29 protein-coding genes are annotated in these 26,401 nt (G+C 65.2%); 15 read left to right on the top strand and 14 right to left on the bottom strand.

The genetic code is table 11. The features are described 5' to 3' along the window. Positions 1-125: 125 nt before the first annotated feature. Entirely contained in the window at positions 126-617 is a 492-nt protein-coding gene (locus tag ACZ1I2_RS02790; RefSeq protein ID WP_465171122.1) for an outer membrane protein assembly factor BamE, read from the bottom strand. 114 nt (positions 618-731) lie between these two features. Here ACZ1I2_RS02790 and ACZ1I2_RS02785 point away from each other — a divergent pair, with 114 nt between their 5' ends. Both ACZ1I2_RS02785 and ACZ1I2_RS02780 read left to right on the top strand, forming a co-directional pair. Further along, a complete protein-coding gene (locus ACZ1I2_RS02785; protein WP_465175210.1) occupies positions 732-1,238 on the top strand; it encodes a ubiquinol-cytochrome C chaperone family protein in 507 nt (168 codons plus the stop codon). Then, complete coding sequence (locus ACZ1I2_RS02780) at positions 1,235-1,768, top strand: YceD family protein (RefSeq protein ID WP_465175211.1); 534 nt, start codon at positions 1,235-1,237, stop codon at positions 1,766-1,768. The genes ACZ1I2_RS02785 and ACZ1I2_RS02780 overlap by 4 nt, the downstream gene beginning before the upstream one ends. Before the next feature lie 184 nt (positions 1,769-1,952). Here ACZ1I2_RS02780 and ACZ1I2_RS02775 read toward each other — a convergent pair whose 3' ends face one another. From ACZ1I2_RS02775 to ACZ1I2_RS02760, 4 genes are all read right to left on the bottom strand, one after another. Beyond that, the gene (locus tag ACZ1I2_RS02775) at positions 1,953-3,185 is read right to left on the bottom strand and encodes a class I SAM-dependent methyltransferase (RefSeq protein WP_465171125.1); all 1,233 of its coding nucleotides are present in this window, start codon (positions 3,183-3,185) and stop codon (positions 1,953-1,955) included. Between the two features lie 20 nt (positions 3,186-3,205). Next, positions 3,206-3,967 carry a molybdopterin-dependent oxidoreductase gene (locus tag ACZ1I2_RS02770; RefSeq protein WP_465171126.1) on the bottom strand — a complete coding sequence of 254 codons (762 nt, stop codon included), beginning with the start codon at positions 3,965-3,967 and terminating at the stop codon, positions 3,206-3,208. Then, positions 3,964-4,704 carry a cytochrome b/b6 domain-containing protein gene (locus ACZ1I2_RS02765; protein WP_465171127.1) on the bottom strand — a complete coding sequence of 247 codons (741 nt, stop codon included), beginning with the start codon at positions 4,702-4,704 and terminating at the stop codon, positions 3,964-3,966. Before ACZ1I2_RS02765 ends, ACZ1I2_RS02770 begins: the two co-directional genes overlap by 4 nt. Positions 4,705-4,834: 130 nt before the next feature. Continuing rightward, on the bottom strand, positions 4,835-5,104 hold the full coding sequence (locus ACZ1I2_RS02760; RefSeq protein ID WP_465171128.1) for a hypothetical protein: 270 nt from the start codon (positions 5,102-5,104) through the stop codon (positions 4,835-4,837). Between ACZ1I2_RS02760 and ACZ1I2_RS02755 the strand changes: the two genes are divergently transcribed. Then, positions 5,076-5,702: a DUF6445 family protein gene (locus ACZ1I2_RS02755; RefSeq protein WP_465181569.1), complete on the top strand. Its 627-nt coding sequence runs from the start codon at positions 5,076-5,078 to the stop codon at positions 5,700-5,702. The genes ACZ1I2_RS02760 and ACZ1I2_RS02755 overlap by 29 nt on opposite strands. On the opposite strand, the gene ACZ1I2_RS02750 is transcribed toward ACZ1I2_RS02755, so the two are convergent. The 3 genes from ACZ1I2_RS02750 to ACZ1I2_RS02740 form a co-directional block, all read right to left on the bottom strand. Then, the gene (locus tag ACZ1I2_RS02750) at positions 5,693-6,454 is read right to left on the bottom strand and encodes a sulfite exporter TauE/SafE family protein (RefSeq protein ID WP_465175213.1); all 762 of its coding nucleotides are present in this window, start codon (positions 6,452-6,454) and stop codon (positions 5,693-5,695) included. The two genes, ACZ1I2_RS02755 and ACZ1I2_RS02750, sit on opposite strands and share 10 nt — an antisense overlap. Positions 6,455-6,589: 135 nt before the next feature. After that, positions 6,590-7,798: a dual-specificity RNA methyltransferase RlmN gene (rlmN, locus tag ACZ1I2_RS02745; RefSeq protein WP_465175214.1), complete on the bottom strand. Its 1,209-nt coding sequence runs from the start codon at positions 7,796-7,798 to the stop codon at positions 6,590-6,592. A 33-nt stretch (positions 7,799-7,831) separates the two neighbouring features. Beyond that, positions 7,832-8,785 (bottom strand): NAD-dependent epimerase/dehydratase family protein, encoded by a 954-nt coding sequence (locus tag ACZ1I2_RS02740; RefSeq protein ID WP_465175215.1) that lies wholly within the window; start codon positions 8,783-8,785, stop codon positions 7,832-7,834. 91 nt (positions 8,786-8,876) lie between these two features. Here ACZ1I2_RS02740 and ACZ1I2_RS02735 point away from each other — a divergent pair, with 91 nt between their 5' ends. Then, the gene (locus ACZ1I2_RS02735; RefSeq protein ID WP_465171133.1) at positions 8,877-9,806 is read left to right on the top strand and encodes a LysR family transcriptional regulator; all 930 of its coding nucleotides are present in this window, start codon (positions 8,877-8,879) and stop codon (positions 9,804-9,806) included. On the opposite strand, the gene ACZ1I2_RS02730 is transcribed toward ACZ1I2_RS02735, so the two are convergent. Beyond that, positions 9,743-10,222, bottom strand: a complete 480-nt coding sequence (locus tag ACZ1I2_RS02730; protein WP_465171134.1) for a hypothetical protein — start codon at positions 10,220-10,222, stop codon at positions 9,743-9,745. The two genes, ACZ1I2_RS02735 and ACZ1I2_RS02730, sit on opposite strands and share 64 nt — an antisense overlap. Further along, positions 10,219-10,875, bottom strand: a complete 657-nt coding sequence (locus tag ACZ1I2_RS02725) for a histidine phosphatase family protein (protein WP_465175216.1) — start codon at positions 10,873-10,875, stop codon at positions 10,219-10,221. Before ACZ1I2_RS02725 ends, ACZ1I2_RS02730 begins: the two co-directional genes overlap by 4 nt. Before the next feature lie 135 nt (positions 10,876-11,010). Here ACZ1I2_RS02725 and ACZ1I2_RS02720 point away from each other — a divergent pair, with 135 nt between their 5' ends. The 9 genes from ACZ1I2_RS02720 to ACZ1I2_RS02680 all read left to right on the top strand — a co-directional run bounded on the left by ACZ1I2_RS02720 (position 11,011) and on the right by ACZ1I2_RS02680 (position 21,875). Beyond that, positions 11,011-11,622 carry an outer membrane protein gene (locus ACZ1I2_RS02720; protein WP_465175217.1) on the top strand — a complete coding sequence of 204 codons (612 nt, stop codon included), beginning with the start codon at positions 11,011-11,013 and terminating at the stop codon, positions 11,620-11,622. A 153-nt stretch (positions 11,623-11,775) separates the two neighbouring features. Further along, positions 11,776-12,888, top strand: a complete 1,113-nt coding sequence (gene dnaN / locus ACZ1I2_RS02715) for a DNA polymerase III subunit beta (RefSeq protein WP_465175218.1) — start codon at positions 11,776-11,778, stop codon at positions 12,886-12,888. A gap of 302 nt (positions 12,889-13,190) precedes the next feature. Beyond that, complete coding sequence (locus ACZ1I2_RS02710) at positions 13,191-13,976, top strand: Coq4 family protein (protein WP_465175219.1); 786 nt, start codon at positions 13,191-13,193, stop codon at positions 13,974-13,976. A gap of 47 nt (positions 13,977-14,023) precedes the next feature. Beyond that, a complete protein-coding gene (recF, locus tag ACZ1I2_RS02705) occupies positions 14,024-15,202 on the top strand; it encodes a DNA replication/repair protein RecF (protein ID WP_465175220.1) in 1,179 nt (392 codons plus the stop codon). Positions 15,203-15,298: 96 nt separating this feature from the next. Then, a complete protein-coding gene (locus tag ACZ1I2_RS02700) occupies positions 15,299-16,063 on the top strand; it encodes an OmpA family protein (RefSeq protein WP_465175221.1) in 765 nt (254 codons plus the stop codon). Between the two features lie 107 nt (positions 16,064-16,170). Further along, the gene (gyrB, locus tag ACZ1I2_RS02695; RefSeq protein ID WP_465175222.1) at positions 16,171-18,660 is read left to right on the top strand and encodes a DNA topoisomerase (ATP-hydrolyzing) subunit B; all 2,490 of its coding nucleotides are present in this window, start codon (positions 16,171-16,173) and stop codon (positions 18,658-18,660) included. 25 nt (positions 18,661-18,685) lie between these two features. Further along, complete coding sequence (locus ACZ1I2_RS02690) at positions 18,686-19,435, top strand: class I SAM-dependent methyltransferase (protein ID WP_465175223.1); 750 nt, start codon at positions 18,686-18,688, stop codon at positions 19,433-19,435. 539 nt (positions 19,436-19,974) lie between these two features. Further along, positions 19,975-21,201: a phytanoyl-CoA dioxygenase family protein gene (locus tag ACZ1I2_RS02685; RefSeq protein ID WP_465171143.1), complete on the top strand. Its 1,227-nt coding sequence runs from the start codon at positions 19,975-19,977 to the stop codon at positions 21,199-21,201. Then, a complete protein-coding gene (locus ACZ1I2_RS02680) occupies positions 21,198-21,875 on the top strand; it encodes an SDR family NAD(P)-dependent oxidoreductase (RefSeq protein WP_465171144.1) in 678 nt (225 codons plus the stop codon). The genes ACZ1I2_RS02685 and ACZ1I2_RS02680 overlap by 4 nt, the downstream gene beginning before the upstream one ends. Positions 21,876-22,065: 190 nt before the next feature. Here ACZ1I2_RS02680 and ACZ1I2_RS02675 read toward each other — a convergent pair whose 3' ends face one another. The 4 genes from ACZ1I2_RS02675 to ACZ1I2_RS02660 all read right to left on the bottom strand — a co-directional run bounded on the left by ACZ1I2_RS02675 (position 22,066) and on the right by ACZ1I2_RS02660 (position 25,369). Then, the gene (locus tag ACZ1I2_RS02675) at positions 22,066-22,995 is read right to left on the bottom strand and encodes an electron transfer flavoprotein subunit alpha/FixB family protein (RefSeq protein ID WP_465175224.1); all 930 of its coding nucleotides are present in this window, start codon (positions 22,993-22,995) and stop codon (positions 22,066-22,068) included. Next, positions 22,992-23,738 carry an electron transfer flavoprotein subunit beta/FixA family protein gene (locus ACZ1I2_RS02670; protein ID WP_465171146.1) on the bottom strand — a complete coding sequence of 249 codons (747 nt, stop codon included), beginning with the start codon at positions 23,736-23,738 and terminating at the stop codon, positions 22,992-22,994. Before ACZ1I2_RS02670 ends, ACZ1I2_RS02675 begins: the two co-directional genes overlap by 4 nt. A gap of 46 nt (positions 23,739-23,784) precedes the next feature. Next, on the bottom strand, positions 23,785-24,984 hold the full coding sequence (sucC, locus tag ACZ1I2_RS02665; RefSeq protein ID WP_465171147.1) for an ADP-forming succinate--CoA ligase subunit beta: 1,200 nt from the start codon (positions 24,982-24,984) through the stop codon (positions 23,785-23,787). A 79-nt stretch (positions 24,985-25,063) separates the two neighbouring features. Further along, positions 25,064-25,369 (bottom strand): hypothetical protein, encoded by a 306-nt coding sequence (locus tag ACZ1I2_RS02660; protein WP_465171148.1) that lies wholly within the window; start codon positions 25,367-25,369, stop codon positions 25,064-25,066. A 51-nt stretch (positions 25,370-25,420) separates the two neighbouring features. Between ACZ1I2_RS02660 and ACZ1I2_RS02655 the strand changes: the two genes are divergently transcribed. Both ACZ1I2_RS02655 and ACZ1I2_RS02650 read left to right on the top strand, forming a co-directional pair. Further along, a complete protein-coding gene (locus ACZ1I2_RS02655; protein ID WP_465175225.1) occupies positions 25,421-25,933 on the top strand; it encodes a sterol desaturase family protein in 513 nt (170 codons plus the stop codon). Beyond that, positions 25,934-26,326, top strand: a complete 393-nt coding sequence (locus ACZ1I2_RS02650; protein ID WP_465175226.1) for a hypothetical protein — start codon at positions 25,934-25,936, stop codon at positions 26,324-26,326. Positions 26,327-26,401 lie beyond the last annotated feature (75 nt).

The raw sequence follows: 26,401 nt of genomic DNA, 5'->3' as shown, positions 1-26,401 counted from the left end.
GAAACACCCGAAAAGGGGTGCCGCCGCGCGACCCTTCTGGTCGAGTCGCGCTGAACGGGGTGCGAACCACCCAGTCAGGCGATAGAAAGGATGAAGGCGCGTTGGGTTCCGCCCGGAATGGCTGTCTACGGCGTGTCGCGGCCGCCATTGTCGCCACCCGCCGGGCCCATGCCGGCGGCGCCGACGGTGCCGATATTGCCGAACAGCTCGTCGAAGATGCTGCGCTTGCGGCCGAGCGTCGGCGTCTTTTCGCCCGACGGGCTGATCTTTGCGATCTGCTCGGCGCCGGTCCGGGTCACGGCGGTCACATTGCCCTTGGCGTCGAAGCTGACGCGCAGGGTCGTCTGGCTGGTCACCTTGGGGTTGTTGTACGCGAAATTGCGCGTGTCGCGGGAGACATAATACCATTCGCCCTGGTTGAACTGGCTGGCGAAGCTCGGCTTGCCCAGCACCTGGAGCACCGACTGGCGATTGTCGACGCCCGGCTGCACCGAATTGACCAGGTCGGCGTCGACCACATAGCCCTGGTGCATGCGCAGCGGCGTGCAGCCACCGGCGGCGATCGTCGCGAGGCCCAGGGCGGCGCCCATCATCAAGCGGGCGGAAATCACACTCATCATACTCTCCAGGCACGCCGGCGCGGCAACGCGAGTGCATTGCATCATGCGCCGCCAGCCTCAATATGCGGATGAACGCGGCCAAACAAGGGCACGCGCGGGAGACCTTGAGACGTGCAATGGATCGCGAAGCTGTTCGGTAGCCGGGATGACGAGGCGCTGCCGCTCTATAATGCGGTCATCACGCGCGCGCGCCTGCCCCATTGGTACGAAGAGGGCGGGGTCCCCGACTCGATCGACGGCCGGTTCGACATGGTCGCGACCATCCTTTCCTTCGTGCTGCTGCGGCTCGAGGGCGATCCTGTCGCCGCCGGCCCCAGCGCGAAGCTGACGGAGCGCTTCGTCGACGACATGGACGGGCAACTGCGCGAGATCGGCATCGGTGACATCGTCGTCGGCAAGCATATCGGCAAGATGATGAGCATGCTCGGCGGCCGGCTCGGTGCCTATCGCGACGCAGCGACCGTGGCCGATCTGGACGCCGCGCTGGTCCGCAACCTGTATCGCGGCGCGGCGCCCGAAACGACGGCGCTGGTTCATGCGCGCGAATCGCTGCTTGCGCTGCGCGAGTCGCTGACGGCGACGCCGACCGGCGTTCTGCTCGCCGGCGAACTGCCATGACCGTACCCGAATTCTCCCGGCTCGAGCGGATCGACACGATCGGCGAGGGCGAACGCGAGATCGAAGTGTCCGCCAATGCCGAGGAGCGGGCGGCGCTGGCGGCGCGTTTCGGGCTGAAGGCAATCGAGCGGCTTGACGGCATTTTCCGTCTCCGCCGCGATGCGGCCGGAGTGGTCGCGCACGGAAAAGTGGTGGCCGCGGTGGTTCAGGCCTGTGTCGTCACCGACGATGCGATTCCCGTCTCGGTCGACGAACCCGTCGCGCTTCGCTTCGTCGCCGGGAACGAGCCTGAAAGCGACGAGGTCGAGCTCAGCGAGGATGCGCTCGACACGATGAGCTTCGATGGCGCCGCGATCGATTTGGGCGAAGCGGCGGCGGAGACCATGGCGCTCGCGCTCGACCCCTTTCCGCGCGGGCCGAACGCGGCGGCGGTACTGAAGGAAGCCGGCGTGATCAGCGAGGAAGAGGCAAAGCCGCTCGGCGCGCTTGCCGGGCTGGCCGATCTGAAGGCCAGGCTGGAAAAGCGGTAAGCGAACCGAAACCTCCAGCGCGTTTTCGAGCTGGATTGATCCACCACCCCCGTTCGGGCTGAGCTTGTCGAAGCCCTGCTCTTCGCTTGCTCGGAAGAAAGAACAGCCGTTGAGCTTCGCTCGCCTTCGGCTCGACAAGCTCAGGGCGAACGGGAAGATGTGACGCCAGCCAGCTAAGTTTGCTCTAGGTCCGCATCGCCTGCTCGCCCTCGATCATATAGTCGCGCGTAATCGGCAAGGCGTGGCGATTCTTGGCATATTGCAGCTGGTAATTGACCATGCCGCCATAGCGGAACGCACAGGAAGCACCGGCCAGGTAGAATTGCCACATGCGATAGAAGGGCTCGTCATACAGCGCGACGATGGCGTCGCGCGCCGCGACGGTGCGTTCGTACCAGTGGTCGATCGTGTAGGAATAATGCAGCCGCAGCACCTCGACGTCGGTGAGGAAGAACCGCAGCCCCTCATGCGCCCGCACGATCTCCGACAAGGCCGGGTTGTAGCCGCCCGGGAAGATATATTTCGCGGTCCAGTCGTCGGTCACGCCCGGCCCACCTGCGCGGCCGATCGTGTGGAGCAGCATCACGCCGTCATCGGTCAGCAGGTTGCGGCACTGCCTGAAGAAGGTCCGGTAGTGCGCCGGGCCGACATGTTCGAACATGCCGACCGAGACGATGCGGTCGAACTTGCCCGTCACGTGCCGATAATCGATCAGCTCGAACGTCACCTTGTCGGCGACGCCGGCTTCCTCGGCACGGCGCCGGGCAACCTTGAGTTGCTCCTCCGACAGGGTGACGCCGAGCACGCTGGCGCCGGTCTTCTCGTGCAGGTAGAGCGCCATGCCGCCCCAGCCGCAGCCGATATCGAGCACCGTCATGCCCGGCTTCAGCGCGAGCTTGGCAGCGATATGCGCCTTTTTGTCCGCCTGGGCCTGTTCAAGGCTATTGGCCGGATCCGTGAAATAGGCGCAGCTGTACTGGCGGTCGGCGTCAAGGAAGAGATCGTACAGCCGGTCGCTGAGATCATAATGGTGCGCGACATTCTTCTTCGAGCGGCGCGCCATGTTGATTCGGCTGATGCGGTGGGTGACCGCGCCGACCGCTCGGCGGGCGCGGCTGGGATGGAGGCCGCCAAGGCCATGTTCCCACAGGTCATTGGCGGTCATCAGCTTGACCAGGCCCATGATGTCTTCGCCATCCACCGCCATCCGGCCCTGCATATAGGCCTCCCCCGCCCCCAGGCTGGGATGACGCGTGATGAAATTGGCCGCGCCATTGTCGGTGAAGCGGATCGTCACGTTCGGGAAATCCGGATCGGGATCCGGCTTGCCGAACACCCTGACGGTGCCGTTGGCGTGATGGACGGTAAGCTGTCCGCGCTTGACGCGAGCGGCGAGGAATCGATCGATCAGAGCCATATAAAATGGGCTCCTAACAATCAGATGCCAGCATACCAATCGTAATCGACATTGTCCTCCCAATAGCCGCCCTTGCCCTTGCCGATTCCGGCCAGCGAAGCGACCGCATCGATGCGCATGACATATTTGGCGTGCTTGTAGCCAAGCTGGCGCTCCACCCTCAGGCGAATCGGCGCGCCGTGCCCGACATCGAGCACCGCATCGTTCATCGCCCAGGCGAGGATGGTCTGGGGATGGAAGGCATCGATCACGTCGATCGATTCGTAATAATTCTTGCCCCTGAACAGGTCGGCGCAGGTGAACACGATATAGCGCGCATCGGACCTGAGCCCCGCTGCCTTCAGGATCGTGCCGAGCATCGGCCCATGCCATTTGCCGATCGCGCTCCACCCTTCGACACAATCGTGCCGGGTGATCTGGGTTCGGGCCGGAATCGCGCGGATCTGCGCCAGCGACAGGCTGAGCGGGCGCGCGACCAGCCCGCCGACCTGGAGCCGCCACTGCGCGAAACGCTCCGCCAGCATCGCGGTATAATCGGGCGTATTGGGGTTGCGCGTCCCATTGGTGCGGAAGCGCGGCGACATCTGGTCGGGGCGGAATTCAGGGGCGAGCGCGTCGCGATTCATCAGCGCGCGCTGCAGCCCCAGGTTCATCTTCTCGCCCGCGAACAGGATCTTGCGAAATCCCGGGTCGTTCGCGACCTTGTCGCAACCCGTCAGCAGGCCGGCGCCGCCGACGGCCGCGCTGGTGATCAGGGCGCGGCGGGTGATGATGCGGCTCATGCCTCATCCTCCGGGATGGTCCAGCGACCGGTGATCATCGATCGCACTTCGTTCCAGGCCCCGGCGATGATCACGAGCGCGAGATGGACGATGATGAACCCGGTCAGCGCGGCCGCGACGATGAAATGGATCGACCGCGCCGATTGCCGCCCGCCGAACAGGTCGAGCAGCCAGGGCCAGGCCGCGTTCATGCCCGGCGACATGGTCAGGCCGGTCAGGATCATCAGCGGGATCAGCACGAAGATCACCAGCACATAGGACAGCTTCTGGAAGATGTTGAACGCGCCCGGATTTTCCGGATCGTGGAAGCGCAGCGCGACATGCTCGCGCAGGTCATGGAGCAGGCTGCGCGGCGTCAACTCGGTGGCCCGGACGCGCAGGTCGCGCTGGAAATGCCGGTTGATCAGGCTCGCCACCATGAAGAACAACAGGCCGAAGCCGAACAGCAGCGCGAACAGCAAATGCCAGCGCCGGGCGATGGCGAGATTGTAGTTCGCCGGGATGGTCAGCCAGCCGGGCCATTGCGGCAGGGTCAGCCAGGCATGATCGTAATTCGCGCCGTAGAGACCCCAATAGAGATGCGGATGCGCGTTGAAGATCATCAGCCCGCTGCCGAGCAGGATGAAGATCGTGACGGCGTTGACCCAGTGCCACAGCCGCGTCGCCAGCCCATGGCGGTAGATCACCCCTGTTGGCCGCGCGGCCTCGGTCTCGGGGGATAAGGGCGCATCATCCATGGCGGTTGCATATCCTTATTTCGGGCCCGTTGTAGAGCCGCAATCGGGCCCGGGTCGATTCAATCGCGTCACTCTTTGTGCAACGGGGGCACCGCGCGAGATCTTCGGCCCGCGCTGCTGTTTCTCATCGTCAAACGCGTTCAGGGCTTAACGCTGTTCCGGAATTTTCCCTGTTCCCGCATCGGATTTCGCTGTTCCGCACATCAGGGAAGTGTAGCATATCCCGTTGTTTTAGCAGGATAATATCGTGAAAAATGACGGTTTTCGTGCCCGAAAAACAAGAAAATAAAATATTTCCCTGTTCTTTCGCTGTTATCGCTCGATAGCAGGGAAAAACCGGCGTTCCCCGAGGTGGGCAAATCTGCCATGCCATGGCCATGCTGCCGTCGCTGATGGTCATCGATGATTTCCTGCGCGATCCCCTGAGCTTTCGCGCCCAGGCGCTGGCGCTCGATTATGATCCGGCCTTCAAGAAGGGCAATTATCCGGGGCTTCTCTCCACCCGGCCGCTGCCGATCGCCGGCCTCGACGATGCTGTTTCGTCGCGGACGGGCGTTCGGTTACAACCCGCTGCCGGGACGACGCACCAGCATTGCCGCCTGACCCTGAAAGGCGACAAGGGCGCGAGCGGCGTCCATATCGATCCGTGCTTCTATTCGGGCATCCTCTATCTCTCGCTGCCCGAGCATTGCCGCGGCGGCACCGATTTCTTCAGCCACCGCCCGACCGGGCTCGAACGCGTGCCCCAGACCGAGGCCGGTCTGTTCGCCGCGGGCTATACCGACATCAACCGGCTGATCGAGGAAGTGGTCAACCAGGACACGCTGAAGCCGTCGCGCTGGGAAAAGGCCATGACCGTGCCGATGCGCTTCAACCGGCTGATCCTGTTCAGCCCGTGGATGTTCCATAATTCGGGCGCCGCGTTCGGCGACCGGCCGGACAATGGCCGGCTGGTCCATCTGATGTTCTTCGCCGCCGCGCCCGCCGCTCAGGCGTAGGCGCGCCAGAAGAACACCGCCGTCGTCACCGCGGTGATCAGCAGGGTCCAGATCCTGATGACCAGCGGCGGCAGGATCTGCCCCAGCCGCGCGCCGAGATAGCCCCCGATGATCGCGCCGATCAGCATCGGGATGCAGTAGATCCAGCGCACCATGCCGGCGATGATGAAGATCAGCGCCGCCGCCGCATTGGCGGTCGCCACCATCAGGGTGCGCGCGCCGGCCATCTTGTGCGGTTCCTGATGCGCGAGCAGCCCGAACGCCGCCGTCATCATCAGCCCGACGCCGCCGCCGAAATAGCCGCCATAGATACCGAGCAGGATCTGGGCGACGACCAGCGTCTTCGGGCCGATCGTCACCCGGCGGTGCAGCGCCACCGCGGCCCGCTGGCCAAAGGCGAGCACGATCGTGGCGAGCAGCAACAGCCAGGGCACGACCATGTCGAACAGCCGCGCCGGCGTCGCGACGAGCAACAGGCTGCCGGCAAGGCCTCCGGCAAAGGTGATCGCGGCAAGCACCGGCATGGAGAAACCGGCGAGCGGTCCCAGGCCTTTGCGATAGGCCCAGGCGCTGGCGCCGAGCCCGGGCTGAAGCGCGACGTTGCTCGTCGCATTGGCGACGGGGGAGGGCAGGCCGAGGGCGATCAGGGTCGGCATGGTGGCGAAGGTGCCCCCGCCGGCCAGCGCGTTCATCGCGCCGGCGAGCAGCCCGGCACCGGCGGCGAGGGCCAGAGAGGTTAGCGCAGGCACCATCACCCTCCGTTCGCCCTGAGCTTGTCGAAGGGCTGCTCTTCTTTTCCGCGGCCGGCAAAGGAAGAGCAGTGGTTGGCCTCCGGCCGCCTTCGGCCCGACAAGCTCAGCACGAACGGAAGATATTGACGCAAAAGGTCAGCCAAGCGCCGCGAGCTTTTCCTCGGCCTGGCGATCGAGCTCGGCGCGGCTCTTCTTCTCCGACGCGGTCTTGAGCTGACCGCAGGCGGCATCGATGTCGCGGCCGCGCGGCGTGCGCACCGGGGCCGAGATGCCGGCTTCGAAGATGATGCTCGAGAAGCTGCGGATGCGCTCCGGCGTCGAGCATTCATAGGGGGCGCCGGGCCAGGGGTTGAACGGGATCAAATTCACCTTGGCGGGCAGGCGATAGTGCCGGATCAGCCGGACCAGCTCATGCGCGTCGGCATCGCTGTCGTTCTTGTCGCGGAGCATCACATATTCGAAGGTGATGCGGCGGGCATTGTTGGCGCCGGGATAATCGGCGCACGCCTGGAGCAGCTCCTCGATGCCGTATTTGCGGTTGATCGGCACGATCTCGTCGCGGACTTCCTTGGTCACGGCGTGGAGCGACACGGCGAGGTTCACGCCGATCTCCGCGCCGGCGCGCGCCATCATCGGCACCACGCCCGACGTGGAGAGCGTGATGCGGCGCTTCGACAGGGCAAGCCCGTCGCCGTCCATCACCAGCTTCAGCGCGTCGCGCACCGCATCGAAATTATACAATGGCTCGCCCATGCCCATCATCACGATGTTGGTGAGCATGCGCCCCTCGGGCTGGCTCGGCCATTCGCCCAGGCCGTCTCGCGCGAGCATGACCTGGCCGACGATCTCGCCCGCGGTCAGGTTGCGCACCAGCCGCATCGTGCCGGTGTGGCAGAAACGGCAATTGAGCGTGCAGCCGACCTGACTGGAGACGCAGAGGGTTCCCCGATCGGCATCGGGGATGAACACCATCTCGTAGTCCTGCCCGTCGGGCGAGCGCAGCAGCCATTTGCGCGTGCCGTCGGTCGAGACCTGTGCCTCGACCACCTCGGGCCGGCCGATCACGAAGCGTTCGGCGAACCAGGGATGCTGAGTCTTGGAGATGTCGGTCATCGTCGTGAACTCGGTCACGCCGCGATTGTACATCCAGTGCCACAGCTGCTTGGCGCGCAGCTTGGCCTGTTTCGGTTCCATGCCCGCTTCTTCCAGCGCGGCACGAATCGCCTCGCGCGGCAGGCCGATTAGGTCGACCTTGCCGTCCTCGCGCAGGGTCGGCGCGCGGGGGACGGGCACGGGGTCGATGTGCCCGGGGATGGGCATGGAGTGCGTCGGGATATCAAGCATGCGGGCGCACATAGGCGATTTCGTCGGGTTTTTCTACTCCACCCCGCATTCCAGTGCTCGAAGGGTCGTCGTCATCGCCTCGGCCAGCGGCGTGTGCGGCTCCTCCCCCAGCATCTCGACCAGCGCCTGATTGTCGAGTTCGACCGGGTGTTGCCAATAGGGCCGCATCTCGATCATCTCGCGCATCGTGGCGTTGAACGGCGCGATCAGCGGCAGCAGCGCCCAGGGAAAGCCGCCCTGCTTGATGCCGGGATTGCCCGTGGCGGCGCGGATCGCCTCGACGATGACGGTGCCGTCGCCATCCCAGACGCCGCGGAAATGATAACGGGCAAAGGCCGGCAGATCGGCATCGCGATCGAGCAGCCGCGCAAAGGTCTCCGCGACATCGGGCAGATAGGCCCAGGCATGGCCGACGCCGCGCGACCCGGGATACATTATGCGTTTCACCGGCTTGCCCGGCGTTACCAGTCCCTGCGACAGCCAGCTATTGCCCGGCCGCGGCCCGAAGAAGTCGCCGGCCCGCAGGATCACCGCGCGCATGCTGCGATCGCACGCCTGCTCGATCGCCCGCTCCATCTCGACGCGCCACGCGCCCTTTTTTGTGTTCGGCCGCTGGGGCGAATCTTCCCGTGCGACAGGTATCGAGCGCGGATCGTAATTGTAGATGGTGCCTGGCAGCGCCAGCCGGGCGCCGGCGCTTTCGGCCGCCGCGATGCTGTTGTGGAGCATCGGCATCACCAGCTTTTCCCAGTCGCGATAACCCGGCGGGTTCACCGCATGGACGATCGCCGAGACGCCCCTGGCCGGCCGCATCACCGCGTCGCGGTCGAGCGCGTCGCCGGTGATCCACTCGATGCCGTCGTCGCTCGAGCGCGGCGTGCGGGTCAGGCCACGCACCGTCCAGCCATGCGCGATCAGCGCGCGTGCCGTCTCACCGCCCACGCCGCCCGTTGCGCCGAGCACCAGGGCCGTCTTTCCGTTCGTCATTGCTGCCTCCATCACGTTGATGGCGGTGATATGCGGCGACTCGACCTCATTGAAAATTGTCAGGGAGATAGAGTCGGCCTATACATTTTTGATGAACATCGATTGGGAGCGCCAGCGCGCTTTTCTCGCCGTGCTGCGCGAGGGCAGCCTTTCCGCCGCGGCGCGCGCATTGTCGGTCGCGCAGCCGACGGTGCGGCGGCGAATCGAGGAGCTGGAGGCGTCGCTCGGCGTGCCGCTGTTCACCCGCTCGGCCGGCGGCTTACAGCCGACCGAGGCAGCGATGGCGCTGCGCGATCATGCCGAAGCGATGGCGATGGCCGCCGATGCCTTTGTGCGTGCCGGATCGGCGGGCGCGCAGGAGATCGGGGGCACGGTGCGCATCTCGGCCAGCGAAATCATCGCGGTCGAGGTGCTGCCGCCGATCCTCGCATCGCTGCGCCGCATGCATCCCGCGCTGGTGTTCGAACTGTCGCCGAGCAACCGCAACGAGGACATGCTGCGCCGCGAGGCCGATATCGCGATCCGCATGGTCCGCCCGACCCAGAATGCGCTGGTCGCACGGCGGATCGGCGCGGTGCCGCTGGGGCTGCACGCCCGCGCCGACTATCTCGCGGCACACGGCACGCCGCGAACGTTCGACGAGCTCCGCGCGATCGGCATCATCGGGGTCGAGCATGACAACACCACGCTGCGCGCCCTACAGGCCCGGTACCGGATCGGCCGCGAGGACTTCATCTTCCGCAGCGACAGCGACCTCGCCCAGCTTGCCGCGATTCGCGCCGGGATCGGCATCGGCATCTGCCAGATCCCGCTCGCCGCACGCGATCCCGCGCTGGCCCGGGTGATGCCCGACGCGTTCGACCTCGATCTCGATACCTGGGTGGTGATGCACGAGGACATGCGCGGCGTGGCGCGGATCAGGGCGACCTTCGACCATCTGGCCGAGGGGCTGATCGATTATCTGCGCGCGCAGCCCAGGGTCGCGGCGTCGATCGCCGTCGCGGCACCGCGCAAGGGATAGACATCGGCAAAGGGCTGGCCGCCCTTGCCCAGGGTCTCGACACTCATGCTCCGGCCCGAGCGGATCGCCGCCACGACCGCCGCGTCCGTGCGCGAATCCGGCGCCCAGGCATCGGCATTGCCGGCGATCAGCTCGAAGCGGCGCTCCCCGACCGACAGCGTCACCCGGGCGCGCGGATCGCGTTCGCGGCTGAGGCGGACATGGAGCTGGTTGCGCGCGGCCCGGCCCGGCCAGGTCGCGATGCTGGCAAAAGGTCGCCAGCCGGCCGCGTGGCCCCGCGCCATCGGTTCGGCGATCGCGAAGCAGCGCCGGGGCGAGGCATCGGAAAAGGCGCCCCAATGGTCGAAAATGCCGAGCGACTCGCGCCCGGCGGCGGGCGCAGCCACCAGCAGGAGCAGGAACAGCGCCCGTTTCACGCCGGCGAATAGCCCGTGCCGGTATGGACGACCGTCTCGACGCCGCCTTCGATCATCACCACCGATCCCTGCGGCAGGCCCGGCGCGGCGGGGGCGCCGAGGGCGGGAATATCCGGCGCGCCCGTCATCACCCCACGCATCACCCGGCTGGAAATGCCGTGCATGATCACCAGCCGGTCGCCCGCATCATCGTCGGTATCGGCCAGCCAGCCCGAAACGCGCTCGACGATCTGATGATAGACTTCGCCGTCCGGCGAGGGCGCCAGCATCTGGTGCACCGAATCGAACACCGGCCCGACCTCGGCCACCACATCGGTGTAATAGCGCCCGCCCCAGCTGCCCATGCCGATCTCGACGAGGCGCGCATCGGTCCTTGCCTGATGCCAGTCGAGCTCGAGATGCTCGCAAATCACCGCAAGGGTCTGCAGGGCCCGGCCGGTCGACGAGGCCCACAGAGTGAGTGCGGGTTTCGGGCCGAGTTCGGCGCGCAAGGCCCGGCCCATTTCGTCGGCCTGAGCGAATCCGGCGCGCGTCAGCGGCGTATGAAGGTGATCGCCCTGCAATCTTCCCGCGATGTTGAACACGGTTTCGCCGTGCCGCGCGATAAAGTCCCTGCCCCGTCGTCTCGGGCTGCCCGCTGCCTTGGAATCCATCGGCCGCATTTCAACCCCGTGTGGCGCAAAAGCAACGGATTTCCTTGTTTATCTGAGGTTCATGCAAGCTCGGTCGCGCCCCCCTATTTGACGCTTCCCGGCTCAACATCGCCGGCTGTCCAATGGAGTCATCGTATGCGTAAGCTTGTTCTCACCGCCGCCACCGCCGCTCTCGGTCTTGGCCTGGCAGCCCCCGCCTTCGCCCAGGATTCGGAAAAGGCCCCCTTCACCGGCGTGCGTGTCGAAGCGCTCGGCGGCTACGACAATCTCAGCGGCGGCGGCGACGATTCGACCGGCAAGGACGGCTTCGTCTATGGCGGCGCGCTCGGTTATGACGCGCAGGTCGGCGGTGTCGTGCTCGGCGTCGAGGGTGAGATCACCGGTTCGACCACCAAGGTCCGTGCCACCGATATCCTGACCGCGGGCGACCGGATCCGCATCGGTGCCGGTCGCGACCTTTATGCCGGCGGCCGCATCGGCTTCGTCGCGTCGCCCCGTGCGCTGATCTACGCCAAGGCCGGTTACACCAACGCCCGGATCAACACCGACTATACCGTCGGCACGGCCCGCATCGAGGATCATACCAACCTCGACGGCTACCGTCTCGGCGCCGGCGTCGAATATAATGTCACCCCGCGAGCCTATGTGAAGGCGGAATACCGCTACTCGCATTACAGCCAAGCCAAGGACTATGACATCGACGCCAACCGCAATCAGGTGCTGGCCGGTATCGGCTATCGTTTCTGACCTTTCCGACTCAATCCGTCTGTTTACAGGCGTAAAACAAGGGGTCGGGGCGCTTGCCCCGGCCCCTTTTATCGTTAAGGAAAGGAGACGTAGGATTGCCCCCGGTGCGCATGCTCGGAGGGACGGAAATGGGCGGCGGCCCGGGGGAATGAGATGAAGGCGACGATCGAACGCGCGACATTGTTGAAGGGCCTCAGCCACGTTCAGTCAGTGGTGGAGCGCCGGAATACGATCCCGATCCTGTCCAACGTGCTGATCGAAGCGACGTCGGACGGCGGCCTCAAGCTGATGGCGACCGACCTCGACCTGCAGATCAACGAGACCGTTTCCGCTGCGGTCGACCAGCCCGGCGCGACCACCGTTTCCGCCCACACCTTGTTCGACATCGCGCGCAAGCTGCCCGAAGGCAGCCAGGTCAGCCTTGCCGCCGCCGACGGCAAGATGACGATCATGGCGGGCCGCGCCAAATTCCAGCTCGGCACCCTGCCGCGCGACGATTTCCCGGTGATCGCGGAAGGCGAGCTGCCCGTCTCGTTCGAGCTGCCCGCCGAAACGCTCAAGCAGATCATCGACAAGACCCGCTTCGCCATCTCGACCGAAGAGACGCGTTATTACCTCAACGGCATCTTCTGGCACGTCTCGGACGACCCGCTGCCAGTGCTGAAGGCAGCCGCGACCGACGGCCACCGCCTCGCCCGCGTGACCATGCCGCGCCCTGACGGCGCCGAGGGCATGCCCGACGTGATCATCCCGCGGAAATGCGTCGCCGAGCTGCGCAAGCTGCTCGACGAGATCGACGGATCGGTCGGCGTATCGCTGTCGCCGACCAAGATCCGTTTCGACCTGGGCCAGGCGCTGCTGACGTCGAAGCTGATCGACGGCACCTTCCCGGATTACAGCCGCGTCATCCCGACCGGCAACGACAAGATCCTGAAGATCGATCCGCGCAGCTTCGAGGAAGGCGTCGACCGCGTGTCGACCATCGCGACCGAGAAGACACGCGCGGTGAAGATGGCGCTCGACCGCGACAAGATCACCTTGTCGGTGACGAGCCCCGAAAACGGCACCGCCGCCGAGGAAGTGCCGGGCGATTACGCCGCGATGCCGTTCGAGATCGGCTTCAACAGCCGGTACCTGCTCGACATTCTCGGCCAGCTCGACGGCGACACGATCGAGGTCCACCTCGCCGACGCCGCCGCGCCGACCCTGATCCGCGAGAACGACAAGTCGTCCGCGCTGTACGTATTGATGCCGATGCGGGTGTGACCGCGGGCATCTGCGCTATAGCGTAATCTCTGCTTCTTCGTCGCCCCTGACCGATTCCGGGGCCGATGATGCTGTGACATTCTCGCTGGCCGGGTAGGTGTTGGAACTCAATCCGTCCTGACTGGCCGCGTCGTGTCAGATACGTTCGGAATGGATCACGCGACGGCATGAAGATGAGTCGTTTCATGGCGGCCCATCCGCTCACAATGTCCCTTTGCGTCTTCGTGCACATCGACTCGGGGGCAGCTTGACCCGTCGGCTCCGGCGAGCTATTGACACTCTTGTCAGTAAGGATCGAGTCGATGGCTAAGCTTCCTCCCTTTCCCGGTACCACCGGACGTCGCGACTGGCGGACGGCGTTCGACGCGATCCGCAAGTTGCTGGCCAATGGCGATGACACGACTCAGGTGTTCCGCATCATGCGCGCCCTGAATGTCGGCAGCACCGCGAACAATTACGGGCGTTTCATCGCCACCGAAAAAGGCGGGCGCATGGCCTATGAGCGAGTCGAGCTGGCCGAGCGTTTCGTCGACAAGGCCTTTGTCGCGTCGTTCGCGCCGGGCACGGTCGGCGCGGCCTATCGTACCTTCCTCGAGACGACCGGTTATTCCGCCGACGGGCTTGCCGATATCAGCAAGATCAATCGCGAGGAGGACATGCGCCACCCCTATGCCTGGTTCGGGCGGCGGACGCGCGACACCCACGACATCTGGCATGTGCTGACCGGCTACAAGGCCGACGAAAGCATGGGCGAGGCGGCGCTGGTCGCGTTCAGCTATGCCCAGGTCGGCGGGCTTGGCTGGGCGTTCATCGGCGGGGCGGCCGCGCTGAAGAGCCTGCGCGTTACCGGCGGCACGCTGTTCGCCAAGGCCGTGATCGAGGGCTATCGCAACGGCCGCAAGGCCAAGTGGATCTCGGGCGAGGATTATCTGAAGCTGATGCACGAACCGCTCGATGCGGCACGCGCGCGGCTCGGCATCGTGACGCCGACCGCCTATCTGCATGCGCAGCGCGAGCTGGGCGCGGAAATGGCGTCCTATCTCAGCGCGCGCAAGGAAAAGGCCGCCGCTGAGCAACTCGCCGCCTGATCCGCGGCACTCGCTAGCTGGCTACGAACTGGGCTAAGGCGCTGGCAATGCTGTCGCGCCTGGTCCTCACCGATTTCCGCAATCACGCCGACACCGCGATCGAGCCCGGGCGGGGCTTCGTCGTGCTGACCGGCGAGAATGGCGCGGGCAAGACCAATATCCTGGAAGCCGTGTCGCTGCTCGCACCGGGCCGTGGGCTGCGGCGCGCGGCGCTGGGCGAGATGGCGCGGCAGGGGGGTAGCGGCGGGTTTGGCGTAGCGGCAACGCTTCTATCGGTTTCTCCGTCCCCCTCCCGCTTGCGGGAGGGGCTAGGGGAGGGCATGTCAACAGACGCCGTCTTAACTGGACAGGCCCTCCCCCGACCCCTCCCGCAAGCGGGAGGGGAGGTCAGTATCGCCACCGGCGCCCAGCCCTCCGCACCCGAGCGCCGCATCGTCCGAATCCAGGGCGCGCCAGTTGCCGCGACGGCGCTGGCCGAATGGCTGACCATCCTGTGGCTGACCCCGGCGATGGACCGGCTGTTCGTCGAGCCCGCGAGCGAACGGCGGCGCTTCCTCGACCGGCTGACCCTTGCGCTGAACCCGGGCCACGCGGTCCATTCCAACCGCTACGAAGCAGCGATGCGCGCGCGCAACCGGCTGCTTACCGAAGCGAATGACGGCGGGCGCCCGGCCGACCCGGAATGGCTGAACGCGCTCGAAGCGCAGATGGCCGAGCATGGCGCGGCGATCGATTCGGCACGCCGCGATGCGGTCGCCGCGCTGGCCGCAAGGCTGGCGGAGCAGCCGGAGAGCCCGTTCGCCCGCGCCGGCCTCGCGCTGGAAGGCTGGACCGGCGCGGGCGATACGCTCGCCAGCGATCTCGCTCAGGGTCGCCGCCGCGACACTGCCGCCGGGCGCACGCTGGTCGGGCCGCATCGCACCGACCTTGCCGTCACGCATCTCGGCAAGGGCCAGGCGGCCGCCCTGTGTTCGACCGGCGAGCAAAAGGCACTGCTGCTCGGCGTGGTGCTCGCTCATGCCGATCTCGTGGCCGAACGCACCGGCCAGGCGCCGATCCTGCTGCTCGACGAAGTCGCCGCGCACCTCGATCCGTTCCGCCGCGCCGCGCTGTTCGAGCGGCTCGCGGGCAAGGGCCAGATATGGATGACGGGCACTGAATCCGCCCTGTTCGACGAGGTCGGGCCCGACGCGTTCCGCATGACGATCGGCCAGGGCGCACGCTGAACCTCGCCTGTCGGGTCGGCTCACACCGCGTTCAAGCGACGGGTGGCAGAAACCTCTTCATGGCGGGGGCCATGGAGAAGAACAGTGAAGAACCCAATGATAGCCATAGCCATAGCCATCGCCGCGACCGCGCTTACCGCGGGCTCCAGCCCCGCCCTTGCCCAGGATCGCTGGGACTGGGGTGGCGGACGCCCGGGCGACCGCGACTACGGCCTGGTCGGCGCCGGCGTGCCGATCCTATACCGCGAATTGCGCGCGACCAATCGCGGCCGCGCCTTCGTGATGCGCAATTTCGACTTCAACCATGACGGACGGGTCAGCCCGCGCGAGGCCAACGCCGCCAATCGCGCTTTCGCTCAGGTCGCCGGCGCTCGCCGCGACCGGTTCGACTGGAGCTCGCGCGACCGCACCGTCGTGGTCGAGGAACGTGGCGGCGGATGGGATCGCGGCGCGATGCGCGGCTATGGCTTCCGCCAGACGTCGCGCGGCGCCACGCTTCGGCTGCAGGAAGACGTGCTGTTCAAGACCGACAGCGCGGTGCTGCGCCCCGGCGCGATCGAGAAGCTGCGGCCGCTCGCTTCCTATCTGCGCGCCGAACCGGGTGTGCGCGTCGCGATCGACGGCTATACCGACAGCCGCGGCACCGATGCGCACAATCAGGACCTGTCGGAGCGTCGCGCGGCCAGCGTGCGCACCGCCTTTGACGAGCTGGGCGTGACGCGGGCGCGGTTCGCGGTGGTCGGGCATGGCGAGGCGGATCCCGTCGCCACCAATGCCACGGCAGCCGGCATGCGGCAGAATCGCCGGGTCGAAGTGACCTTGCTCGGCCAGCGTGCGGACCGCTTCGCCCGCGCCGATTAAGCTGCTGAAAACCGGATGTTTCGGGACGGTCGTCCGCCGGGCGCGGGCGGCCGTCCAGCAATGGCATTTTGCTTCCGTTTCCGTGCCTCAATCCCTATATGCTTGGCATGGCAGAAGATCCCAACACGAACGATTACGGCGCTGATTCAATCAAGGTGCTGAAGGGCCTCGACGCGGTCCGCAAACGTCCCGGCATGTATATCGGCGATACCGACGATGGTTCGGGCCTCCACCACATGGTGTTCGAGGTTTCCGACAACGCGATCGACGAGGCGCTGGCCGGGCATTGCGACCGCATCGACATCACGCTCAACCCCGACGGCTCAGTCTCGGTGACCGACAATGGCCGCGGCATCCCAACCGGCATCCACTCCGAAGAGGGCGTGTCGGCGGCCGAGGTCATCATGACTCAGCTCCATGCCGGCGGCAAGTTCGAGAACACCTCGGACGACAATGCCTATAAGGTATCCGGCGGCCTGCACGGCGTGGGCGTCTCGGTGGTCAATGCACTCAGCGAATGGCTCGACCTGACGATCTGGCGCGACGAGACCGAGCATTATATGCGCTTTGCGTTCGGCGACGCGGTGGCGCCGCTCAAGATCGTTGGCCCGGCGCCGGGTCGCAAGGGCACGCGGGTGACCTTCCTGCCCAGCCCCGCCACCTTCAAGATCGTCGAGTTCGATTTCGAGAAGCTCGAACATCGCTACCGCGAGCTCGCCTTCCTCAATTCGGGCGTGCGCCTGTTCCTGAACGACGCGCGGCACGAAGAGCTGAAGACGATCGAGCTGTTCTACGAGGGCGGTATCGCGGCGTTCGTGAAATATCTCGACCGCAACAAGGTTCCGCTGATGCCGGACCCGGTGGCGATCTCGGGCACCCGCGACGATGTGACGATCGACGTCGCGCTGGAGTGGAACGACAGCTATTACGAGAATGTCCTCTGCTTCACCAACAACATCCCGCAGCGCGATGGCGGCACGCACCTCGCCGCGTTCCGCGCCGCGATGACACGCACGCTCAACAATTATGCCGAGAAGTCCGGGCTCCTGAAGAAGGAGAAGGTCACGCTGACCGGCGACGACATGCGCGAGGGCCTGACCGCGATCGTTTCGGTCAAACTGCCCGATCCCAAGTTCAGTTCGCAGACCAAGGACAAGCTGGTCTCGTCCGAAGTGCGCCAGCCGCTGGAAAGCCTGATGGCGGACAAGCTGGCCGAGTGGCTTGAGGAAAATCCCGGGCATGGCCGGTCGATCGTCGCCAAGATCATCGACGCCGCCGCTGCCCGCGAGGCCGCCAAGAAGGCGCGCGAGCTGACCCGGCGCAAGGGCGTGATGGACATCGCCTCGCTGCCCGGCAAGCTCGCCGATTGCCAGGAGCGCGATCCGGCCAAGTCCGAGCTATTCCTGGTCGAGGGCGACTCGGCCGGCGGATCGGCGAAGCAGGGCCGCGACCGGCATTTCCAGGCGATCCTGCCGTTGCGCGGCAAGATCCTGAACGTCGAACGCGCGCGCTTCGATCGGATGCTGTCGAGCCGCGAGATCGGCACGCTGATCCAGGCGATGGGCACCGGCATCGGCCGCGACGACTTCAACGTCGAGAAGCTGCGCTACCACAAGATCGTCATCATGACCGACGCCGACGTGGACGGTGCGCATATCCGCACCCTGTTGCTGACCTTCTTCTACCGGCAGATGCCCGAGATCATCACCAATGGGCACCTCTTCATCGCCCAGCCGCCACTGTACAAGGCGACGCGCGGTCGATCCGAAGTCTATCTGAAGGACGACAACGCGCTCGACGAATATCTGGTCGAGAACGGCGTTGCGTCGAGCGTGCTCGAAGGCGCGGGCGGTGCGCGCAGCGGGGCCGATCTGCGGTCGCTGGTCGATCATGCCCGGCGGATGCGCACGCTGATGCGCTATGTCCCGCGCCGCTACGACCCGACCATGGTCGAGGCGCTGGCGATGAGCGGCGTGCTCGATCCGACCCTGTCCAATCAGGCGCGTGGCGAGCTGCTCGAAACGGTGGTGCGCGGGCTCGACGCAGCGGATGCGGACGCGCGCTGGTCGGCCTCGGTCACTGAGGAAGGCAGCATCCAGTTCAAGCGTATCTGGCGCGGCGTCACCGATCATCACATCATCGAGGCAGCGTTCCTCGGTTCGGCCGAAGCGCGCAAGCTGCACGCGCTTGCCACCGAACAGGGCGATGCGTTCGTACAGACCGCCAAGCTCGTCTCGACCAAGGCCGCTGCGGCGGCGCAGGCCGAAGTGGATGCGGCCGAGGAAGAGGATGACGCCCCCGCCGCGCTCGGCAAGGGTGAGACGATGGTTGCGCGGCCGAGCCAGTTGCTTGACGCGATCCTGCTCGCCGGCCGCAAGGGCCTGGCGATCTCGCGCTACAAGGGCCTGGGCGAGATGAATGCCGAGCAGCTGTGGGAAACCACGCTCGATCCGCAGAACCGGTCGATGCTCCGCGTCGAGATCGAACAGGCCGATGTGGCCGACGAGATCTTCACCCGGCTGATGGGCGATGTCGTTGAGCCCCGCAGGGAGTTCATTCAGGACAATGCGCTGAGCGTGGTGAATCTGGACGTGTAGAAGATCCAAATCTAGGGAGACGGGCATGAGGGTAGCATTGACGGGCGCCGCGATCGTGGCGCTGATGGCGACGGCGGCAATCGCGAAGGACCATCCGGCGGCCGAGACCAGAAAGGCCGTCACCGCCGCCCTCGCCGATCCGGCACGGACCGACCAGGCCGTCGACGATGCCCGGCGCAAGGCAGCCGAGACGCTGATCTTCGCCGGCGTCGGGCCGGGCGACACGGTGATCGATTATCTGCCGGGCCGGGGATATTGGACTCGCATCCTGACCGGCGTGGTCGGCCCCAAGGGCCATGTCTATCCGATGTGGCCGGCAGTGTCGGGCGCGCGGGCAACCGCGACGATCGACGCGCTGAAGGCGAAGAACCTGGCGAACGTCACGCCGGTGGTCGGCCCCACCGACATCCCGAGCAGCGACACGCCGGTCGACCTGTTCATGACGGTAGAGAATTATCACGACGTCGCCAATTCGGGTGGCGAGGCCGCGCTCGCGGCAGTGAACAACGGTGTGTTCAGGCTGCTGAAGCCGGGCGGCACCTATCTCGTGATCGACCACGCCAGTGCGGCCGGCGCCGGCCTGACCACCACCAAGACGCTCCATCGCATCGACGCCACTACAGTGAAGCTCCAGGTGATCGCGGCCGGCTTCAAGTTCGTCGGCGAGAGCAAGGTGTTGAACAATCCGGCCGACGACCACAGCCTGCCGGTGTTCGACGAGAAGATCCGCGGCCACATCGACCAGTTCATCTACAAGTTCCGCAAGCCGGGCTGATCCGGCGCGGAGACGGGGGTGCTGGGCGATCGCTCGCCTGTGCCGACGCGATGCGCGACCGCCGCAACCATACGGCGCCGCCAGACCGTCGACGGCGTGCTCACGGCAGGCGCAGGCGGCCGTCGATGATCTCGATTAGGGTTGGATTGCGACACTCGAACCAGCGGAGATCCCGATGACCAACGACACGATGGACCTGCAAGCGTTTCTGCGGAAGAGCCCGGATGCGGACTTTCTGCGCGAGATGACTTCGCCTCCTGGAAGGACCGCAAGGGCCGGGCGACAGCGCTCAAGCAGATTTACGCCAAGCTTGCGGACGTAGAACGATTGATAACTCATATCGCGTCCTTTATCGATATCGGGTCGATCTACAGCAGGCTTTTCCGATCCCTATACCGACGGATTCATCGATTTTCGAAATGTTAGCTGGCGGAGGGCTTGCTGCTTTAGGAGCGCGGATACATGGTAGAAATGGTGTGAAGTTGGGTTTGCTGCGGCGATTGCGTAGCACTGTCCCGTCAAACAAAAAGACACCTCAAATGGAGAATGCCACGATGGGCACGCCTGGAATGTCTGGTCTCGGGATAGGGAACAGGTCGGATCAAGTGCGGGTGTTTGGACTTATAAGGCTGGTGGGCCACGTCTGGGAAGCCAGCTCCGATCCAGTGCGCATCAATGTTTCGGTAGGTGGTTCCGAAGCTTCGTTCGGAGCGGCAGAGTGCGTTGTCTCTTCCTCGCCGAGCGATTTGCGCATCGAAGTCAATCTGATGACGCATCTACTGCCGAACGGCCCTGCGAACGCTATAGTGTCGGTTGATTTCGCGGACGGCAGCAGGGCGGCATTTCCCGCAAAGCCGCTCATTGTGAACAACAATACTCCGCTGGGTGCCCAGGTTGCGGAAGATCTGCGCGCTCACGGCACCGGCGCGATCCAACCGCGCGTGATCGATAGCAAGATCTTCCCTTACGAGAAGGGCAGGGCCAGGGCGTGGTTTGACGAAATTGAGCCTATCGAGGTTCCCTTGAGCTTCGATCCACCCGCCGACATGGAAAGGGCGCACCGCCATTTAGAGAGGTGGGGCTTTTGCATTCTGCCCGAACAGCTGCCACCGGATCTGATCGAGGAGTTCACGATCGAGCTTGACGAAGCAATCGAAAGTGGCCGCCTGCATTACGAGAAAGGGACCAGCCAGCGCATCCACGAAGCACACCGACTTGAAGCTGGCAGAAAGATATGGCTTTATCCGGAAGTTATGGCATTTCTTAAGTCGCACTTTCGCGACACGCCTAGTGCTTGCCAGACTTTAACCTATGTAAATGGTTCGGAGCAGAACGCTCATCAGGACACGATTCATCTCACGCCCTATCCTGCCGGCTTTATGTGCGGTGTCTGGATCGCGTTGGAAGACGTTCAGCCGGACTCGGGCGAGTTGTTCGTTTATCCTGGTAGCCACAAATCCCAGAGGTTACGGGCCGGCGACCTAGGCTTGGAGAAGGTGGATCAAGATTACTCCTCTTATGTAATCTTTGACGCGGAGGTACGCCGACTGTTGGAGGAAGGCGGCTACGAACGTGCGGCCTATCGACCCAAAGCTGGACAGATACTTGTCTGGCATGAGAATCTTGTACACGGTGGCAGTCCGCGCATCGACCGGGAGAAAACACGCCTCTCGATCGTGAGTCATTATTTCGCGAAAGGCGCTGTCGCTTATTACGACAGCCGCGGTGAGGCGGGAGCCCTTGAGCTGTTGCCTGAAAACGCATGAAAACGGTTGTTCTGTCCGGAGTAAATCGAGGCATTGGGGAGGCTGTCGCACGCGCTTTTCTGCGCGCTGGATGGTTTGTGGTGGGCATTGGGCGTTCCCCCCCACCATGGGCAACGGAGGAACATGAGCGCCTATCCTTCCATCATTGCGACATGGCCGATCACAAAGCTGTGGAGACGGCCTGCGCCAGCATCCAACGGCCTGTTGACGTCCTCATCTGCAACGCGGCGAGTTTCGGACCACGCGCCTTCCACACACGTGAGTTCGATCCCGACGATTTTGTAGCGACTTTGTCTGTCAACGTCGTAGCGCCGATGGTCTTGGCGAAATCCTTGCGGCATCAGTTGCTAGCTGCCGAGGGGAAGCTGATAGTCATGATGAGCACCGGCAACGCCTCCCTGTCTGGAAACACCGACGGATCAATGCTGGCGTATCGGGCAAGCAAAAGCGCGCTCAACCAGATTGTCCGCAACCTCGCGGCCGAGTGGGGTCCAGAGGGTTTCGTGGCGACAGCTCTAAATCCCGGCTGGGTCAGGACCGATATGGGAGGCGAGCAGGCGCCTCTGAGCCCCGATGAAGCGGCGGTGGAGATTGTGAACTTCGTGGAAGAGGTGGCGACGCCCGCGCTCAATGGCTGCTTCGTCAATACAGACGGTTCCCCGCTGCCCTGGTAGATTGGACTGTCAGGATTTCGGTGCGCGCGCGAGCATAATGAAAAACGGGGCCAGTACGGCCCGACGCGCGGCGGACTTCGGGGCTGGTCGCGACGCCCGCCGTGGCGAGCGCCTCGATCAGCGTCGTCTTGCCTGCCCGAACCCGGACCGCCTGTGAGAACGAACAGGCGGTCCGTGTCCATCGATAATATCAGAGCTTCTCCGTCAGCTCCGGCACGATCTTGAACAGATCGCCGACCAGGCCGATGTCCGCGACCTGGAAGATCGGGGCGTCCTCGTCCTTGTTGATCGCGATGATCGTCTTGGAGTCCTTCATGCCCGCCAGATGCTGGATCGCGCCGGAGATGCCGATCGCGATATAGACTTCGGGGGCGACGATCTTGCCGGTCTGGCCGACCTGATAGTCGTTGGGCACATAGCCCGCGTCCACCGCGGCGCGCGAGGCGCCGACGCCGGCACCGAGCTTGTCGGCGAGCGGCTCGATGATCGAGTGGAAATTCTCCGAGTTCTGCAGCGCGCGGCCGCCCGACACGATGATCTTCGCGCTGGTCAGTTCGGGACGCTCGGACTTGGCGATCTCGGCGCCGGCAAAGGTCGACAGGCCCGTGTCGCCGGTCGAGGCGACGGCCTCGACCGTGCCCGAACCACCCTCGGTCGCCGCCTTGTCGAACGCCGTGCCGCGCACGGTGATGACCAGCTTGGCGTCCTTCGTCTGCACCGTGGCGATGGCGTTGCCGGCATAGATCGGACGCGTGAACGTGTCCGGCCCCTCGACCGACAGGATGTCGCTGATCTGCATCACGTCGAGCAGCGCAGCGACGCGCGGGGCGATGTTCTTGCCGTTCGAGGTGGCCGGGAACAGCACGGCGTCGTGATCGCCCATCAGTGCGACGACGAGCGGCGCGACATTCTCGGCGAGCGCATGCACATAGGCAGCGTCGTCAGCGAGATGGACCTTGCCCACGCCGGCGATCTTCGCGGCTTCGGCAGCGACGCTATCGACGCCCTGGCCCGCGACGAGCAGATGGACGTCACCGAGCTTCGACGCGGCGGTGACCACGGCGAGCGTGGCGTCCTTGACGGCCTTGCCGTCATGTTCGACCCAGACGAGCGTCTTCATTTCGCCACTCCCATCGCCTTCAATTTGGCCACCAGTTCATCGACATCGGCGACCTTGACGCCGGCCGAACGCTTGGCGGGCTCGACGACCTTCAGCGTGGTCAGGCGCGGGGAGATGTCGACGCCGTAATCGGCGGGCGTCTTCTGCGCGAGCGGCTTGGACTTGGCCTTCATGATGTTGGGCAGCGAGGCATAACGCGGCTCGTTGAGGCGAAGATCGGTAGTGATGATCGCGGGAAGCTTCAGCGTCTCGGTCTCCGAGCCGCCATCGACTTCGCGCGTCACGGTGACCGAGTCGCTGGTCAGCTCGACCTTCGAGGCAAAGGTCGCCTGGCCAACGCCGAGCAGGCCGGCGAGCATCTGGCCGGTCTGGTTGTTGTCGTCGTCGATCGCCTGCTTGCCGAGGATCACCAGATCCGGCTTTTCTTCCTCGACGATCCTGGCAAGCAGCTTGGCCACGCCGAGCGGCTCGACCTTCTCTTCCGAGACGACCAGGATCGCGCGGTCGGCGCCCATGGCGAGCGCGGTACGCAGCGTTTCCTGGGCCTTTTGCTCGCCGATCGAGACGACCACGATCTCCGTGACGCCCTTGTCTTTCAGCCGAATCGCCTCTTCGACCGCGATCTCGTCGAACGGGTTCATGCTCATCTTGACGTTGGCGAGGTCGACCCCCGTCCCGTCGGCCTTCACCCGGGGCTTTACGTTATAGTCAAGCACGCGCTTGACCGGGACCAGCACCTTCATTGCAATCCACTCCTGTGACCGAACGCTTCCCGGGGAGGGAAAAGGTTCAGGCGGCCGCTTTCACCTCGGCGACGATCTTGCGGGCGGCATCGCCCAGATCATTGGCGGGGACGATCGCGAGACCGGACGTCGAAAGGATCTTCTTGCCCTCCTCGACATTGGTGCCTTCGAGCCGAACGACCAGCGGCACCGAGAGGTTCACTTCCTTCGCCGCGGCGACGATGCCCTCGGCGATGATGTCGCACTTCATGATGCCGCCGAAGATGTTGACCAGGATGCCCTTCACCGCCGGATCGGCGAGGATGATCTTGAACGCCGCCGTCACCTTCTCCTTGTTGGCGCCGCCGCCGACATCGAGGAAGTTGGCCGGGAACATGCCGTTCAGTTTGATGATGTCCATCGTCGCCATGGCGAGGCCGGCGCCGTTGACCATGCAGCCGATGTCACCGTCGAGCTTGATGTACGCGAGGTCGTACTTGGACGCTTCGAGCTCCGAAGGATCCTCCTCGGTCTCGTCGCGCAGCTCCATCAGGTCCTTGTGGCGGAACAGCGCATTGGTGTCGAAACCGACCTTGGCGTCGAGCACCAGCAGCTTGTTGTCGTCGGTGACGGCAAGCGGGTTGATCTCGATCTGCGAGGCATCGGTGCCGATAAAGGCGTCGTACAGCTTCGACGCGACATTAGCGGCTTGCTTGGCGAGATCGCCCTTGAGCCCGAGCGCATTCGCCACGGCGCGGCCGTGATGCGGCATGAAGCCGGTCGCGGGATCGACGTCGAAGGTCTGGATCTTTTCCGGCGTGTCATGCGCGACGGTCTCGATGTCCATGCCGCCCTCGGTCGACACCACGAAAGCGACTCGGCCGGTGGCGCGATCGACGAGGAGCGCGAGGTAGAATTCCTTGGCGATGTCGACGCCGTCGGTGACGTAGAGGCGGTTGACCTGCTTGCCGTGCTCGCCGGTCTGGATCGTCACCAGCGTGTTGCCGAGCATGTCGGTCGCCGCCGCGCGGACTTCGTCGGCAGTGCGGGCGAGCCGGACGCCGCCCTTGGCGTCGGGGCCGAGCTCCTTGAACTTGCCCTTGCCGCGGCCGCCGGCGTGAATCTGCGCCTTCACCACATAGAGCGGCCCGGGCAGCTTGCCTGCCGCGGCCACTGCTTCATCCACGCTGAGCGCCGCAAAGCCTGCCGGGACGGGCACGCCGAATTTCGCGAGAAGCTCTTTGGCCTGGTATTCGTGGATGTTCATGGGGCTCACATGCCTTTCGAAGATCGGGGATGCTGGAGCCTTAAGCACAGGGTGGACGGCGAATCCACCCCCGCAAGCGTCAGCGGGCCAGACCAGTGACGCAAAGCGCGGCCGAGCTGGCCGTCACGCCGACGATCTCCGGGTCCCGGAGCGAGCGCACCCGGTAGAGAAACTCGTCGAGATCGCGTGCGCGCTCCGCCTTGCCCAGCCCGGCGAGGCGGCGAAGCTGCAGCAGCGACAGGCGATCGACCATGCGGGCGGCCATGCATCCGGCGACCGGCTGCGAGATGCCGGCACTGACGAGTCCCTCGCGCGTCATCGTCTCCGGCGTCGAGCAGCCCGATATCAGCAGCGGCAGCAAGACGCCGATCGGCAAGAAGCGCATTTCATCCATCCTGTCGTGCAACTCCGGTCGGGCACGGCTATATCGTACCGCATGCATTGGACAATCGGCCTGATCCTGTTCCTCGCCACCGTTCTGGGGATGGAGGGCTTCGCTTATGTCGCGCACCGCTGGATCATGCACGGACCGGGCTGGTTCCTGCACAGGAGCCATCATCGCCCGCGCACCGGCGCCTGGGAGCTGAACGATCTCTACGCGGCGATCTTCGCCGTGCCCTCCTTCGTGCTGCTGCTCGGCGGGGTCCAGCTCGGCTGGTGGCCGGGCTTCGCCTGGATCGGCGCGGGGATCGCGGCCTATGGCGCGATCTATTTCGGGTTTCACGACGTCATCGTCCACAAGAGGCTGAACCACCGCTATCTGCCGAAATCGACCTATATGAAGCGCATCATCCAGGCGCACCGGCTGCACCATGTCGTCGAGACCAAGGCCGGCACGGTCAGCTTCGGCTTCCTCTGGGCGCCGAAGCCCGAGGCGCTGAAGGCGGAGCTAAAACGCCGCGGCCATGCGGGAATGCGCGCGCCGGCGGGCGAGGGAGCGGAGCGCTAGATGTTCGACTGGATCGGCCGCACCCTGTTGCTGGTCCTGAGCGGGCTTGCCACCTTCGCGATTCTAGCCTCGCTCGAATCCGCCTCGCGCGGCAACGGCACTCTGCGCAGCGGCATGCCGGCGGCGGAGAGCGCGCCCGATCCCCGCGCGCCGCCACCTGAAGCGGTGCGGGAAGCGCCGGCGCCGGGCGGTGCGGAGCCCGGAACGCCGGTCCCTGCCGGCCAGCCGCTTGAGCGAGTCGCGGTGCCGGGTACAACCGCGCAGGACGCCGGCGCGCAACTGCTCGAGGCGCTGACCTATGCCGTGCTGGCGCTCGCCGGCTTCGCCGCGGCGATCCTGATCGTGCTGCTGCGCATCACCGCACATCTCGCCCGCATCGCCGAGCGGAGCTGAACCATTCCCGACTGGTATTTCTACGCGCTCGCGGTGCCGGCGGTGACGCTGATCGGTCTGTCCAAGGGCGGGTTC

It is taken from the genome of Sphingomonas sp. BL-S-29, assembly GCF_055521495.1.
The sequence above is the reverse complement of the archived record's forward strand: the minus strand, read 5'-3'. Positions and strand labels throughout refer to the sequence as shown.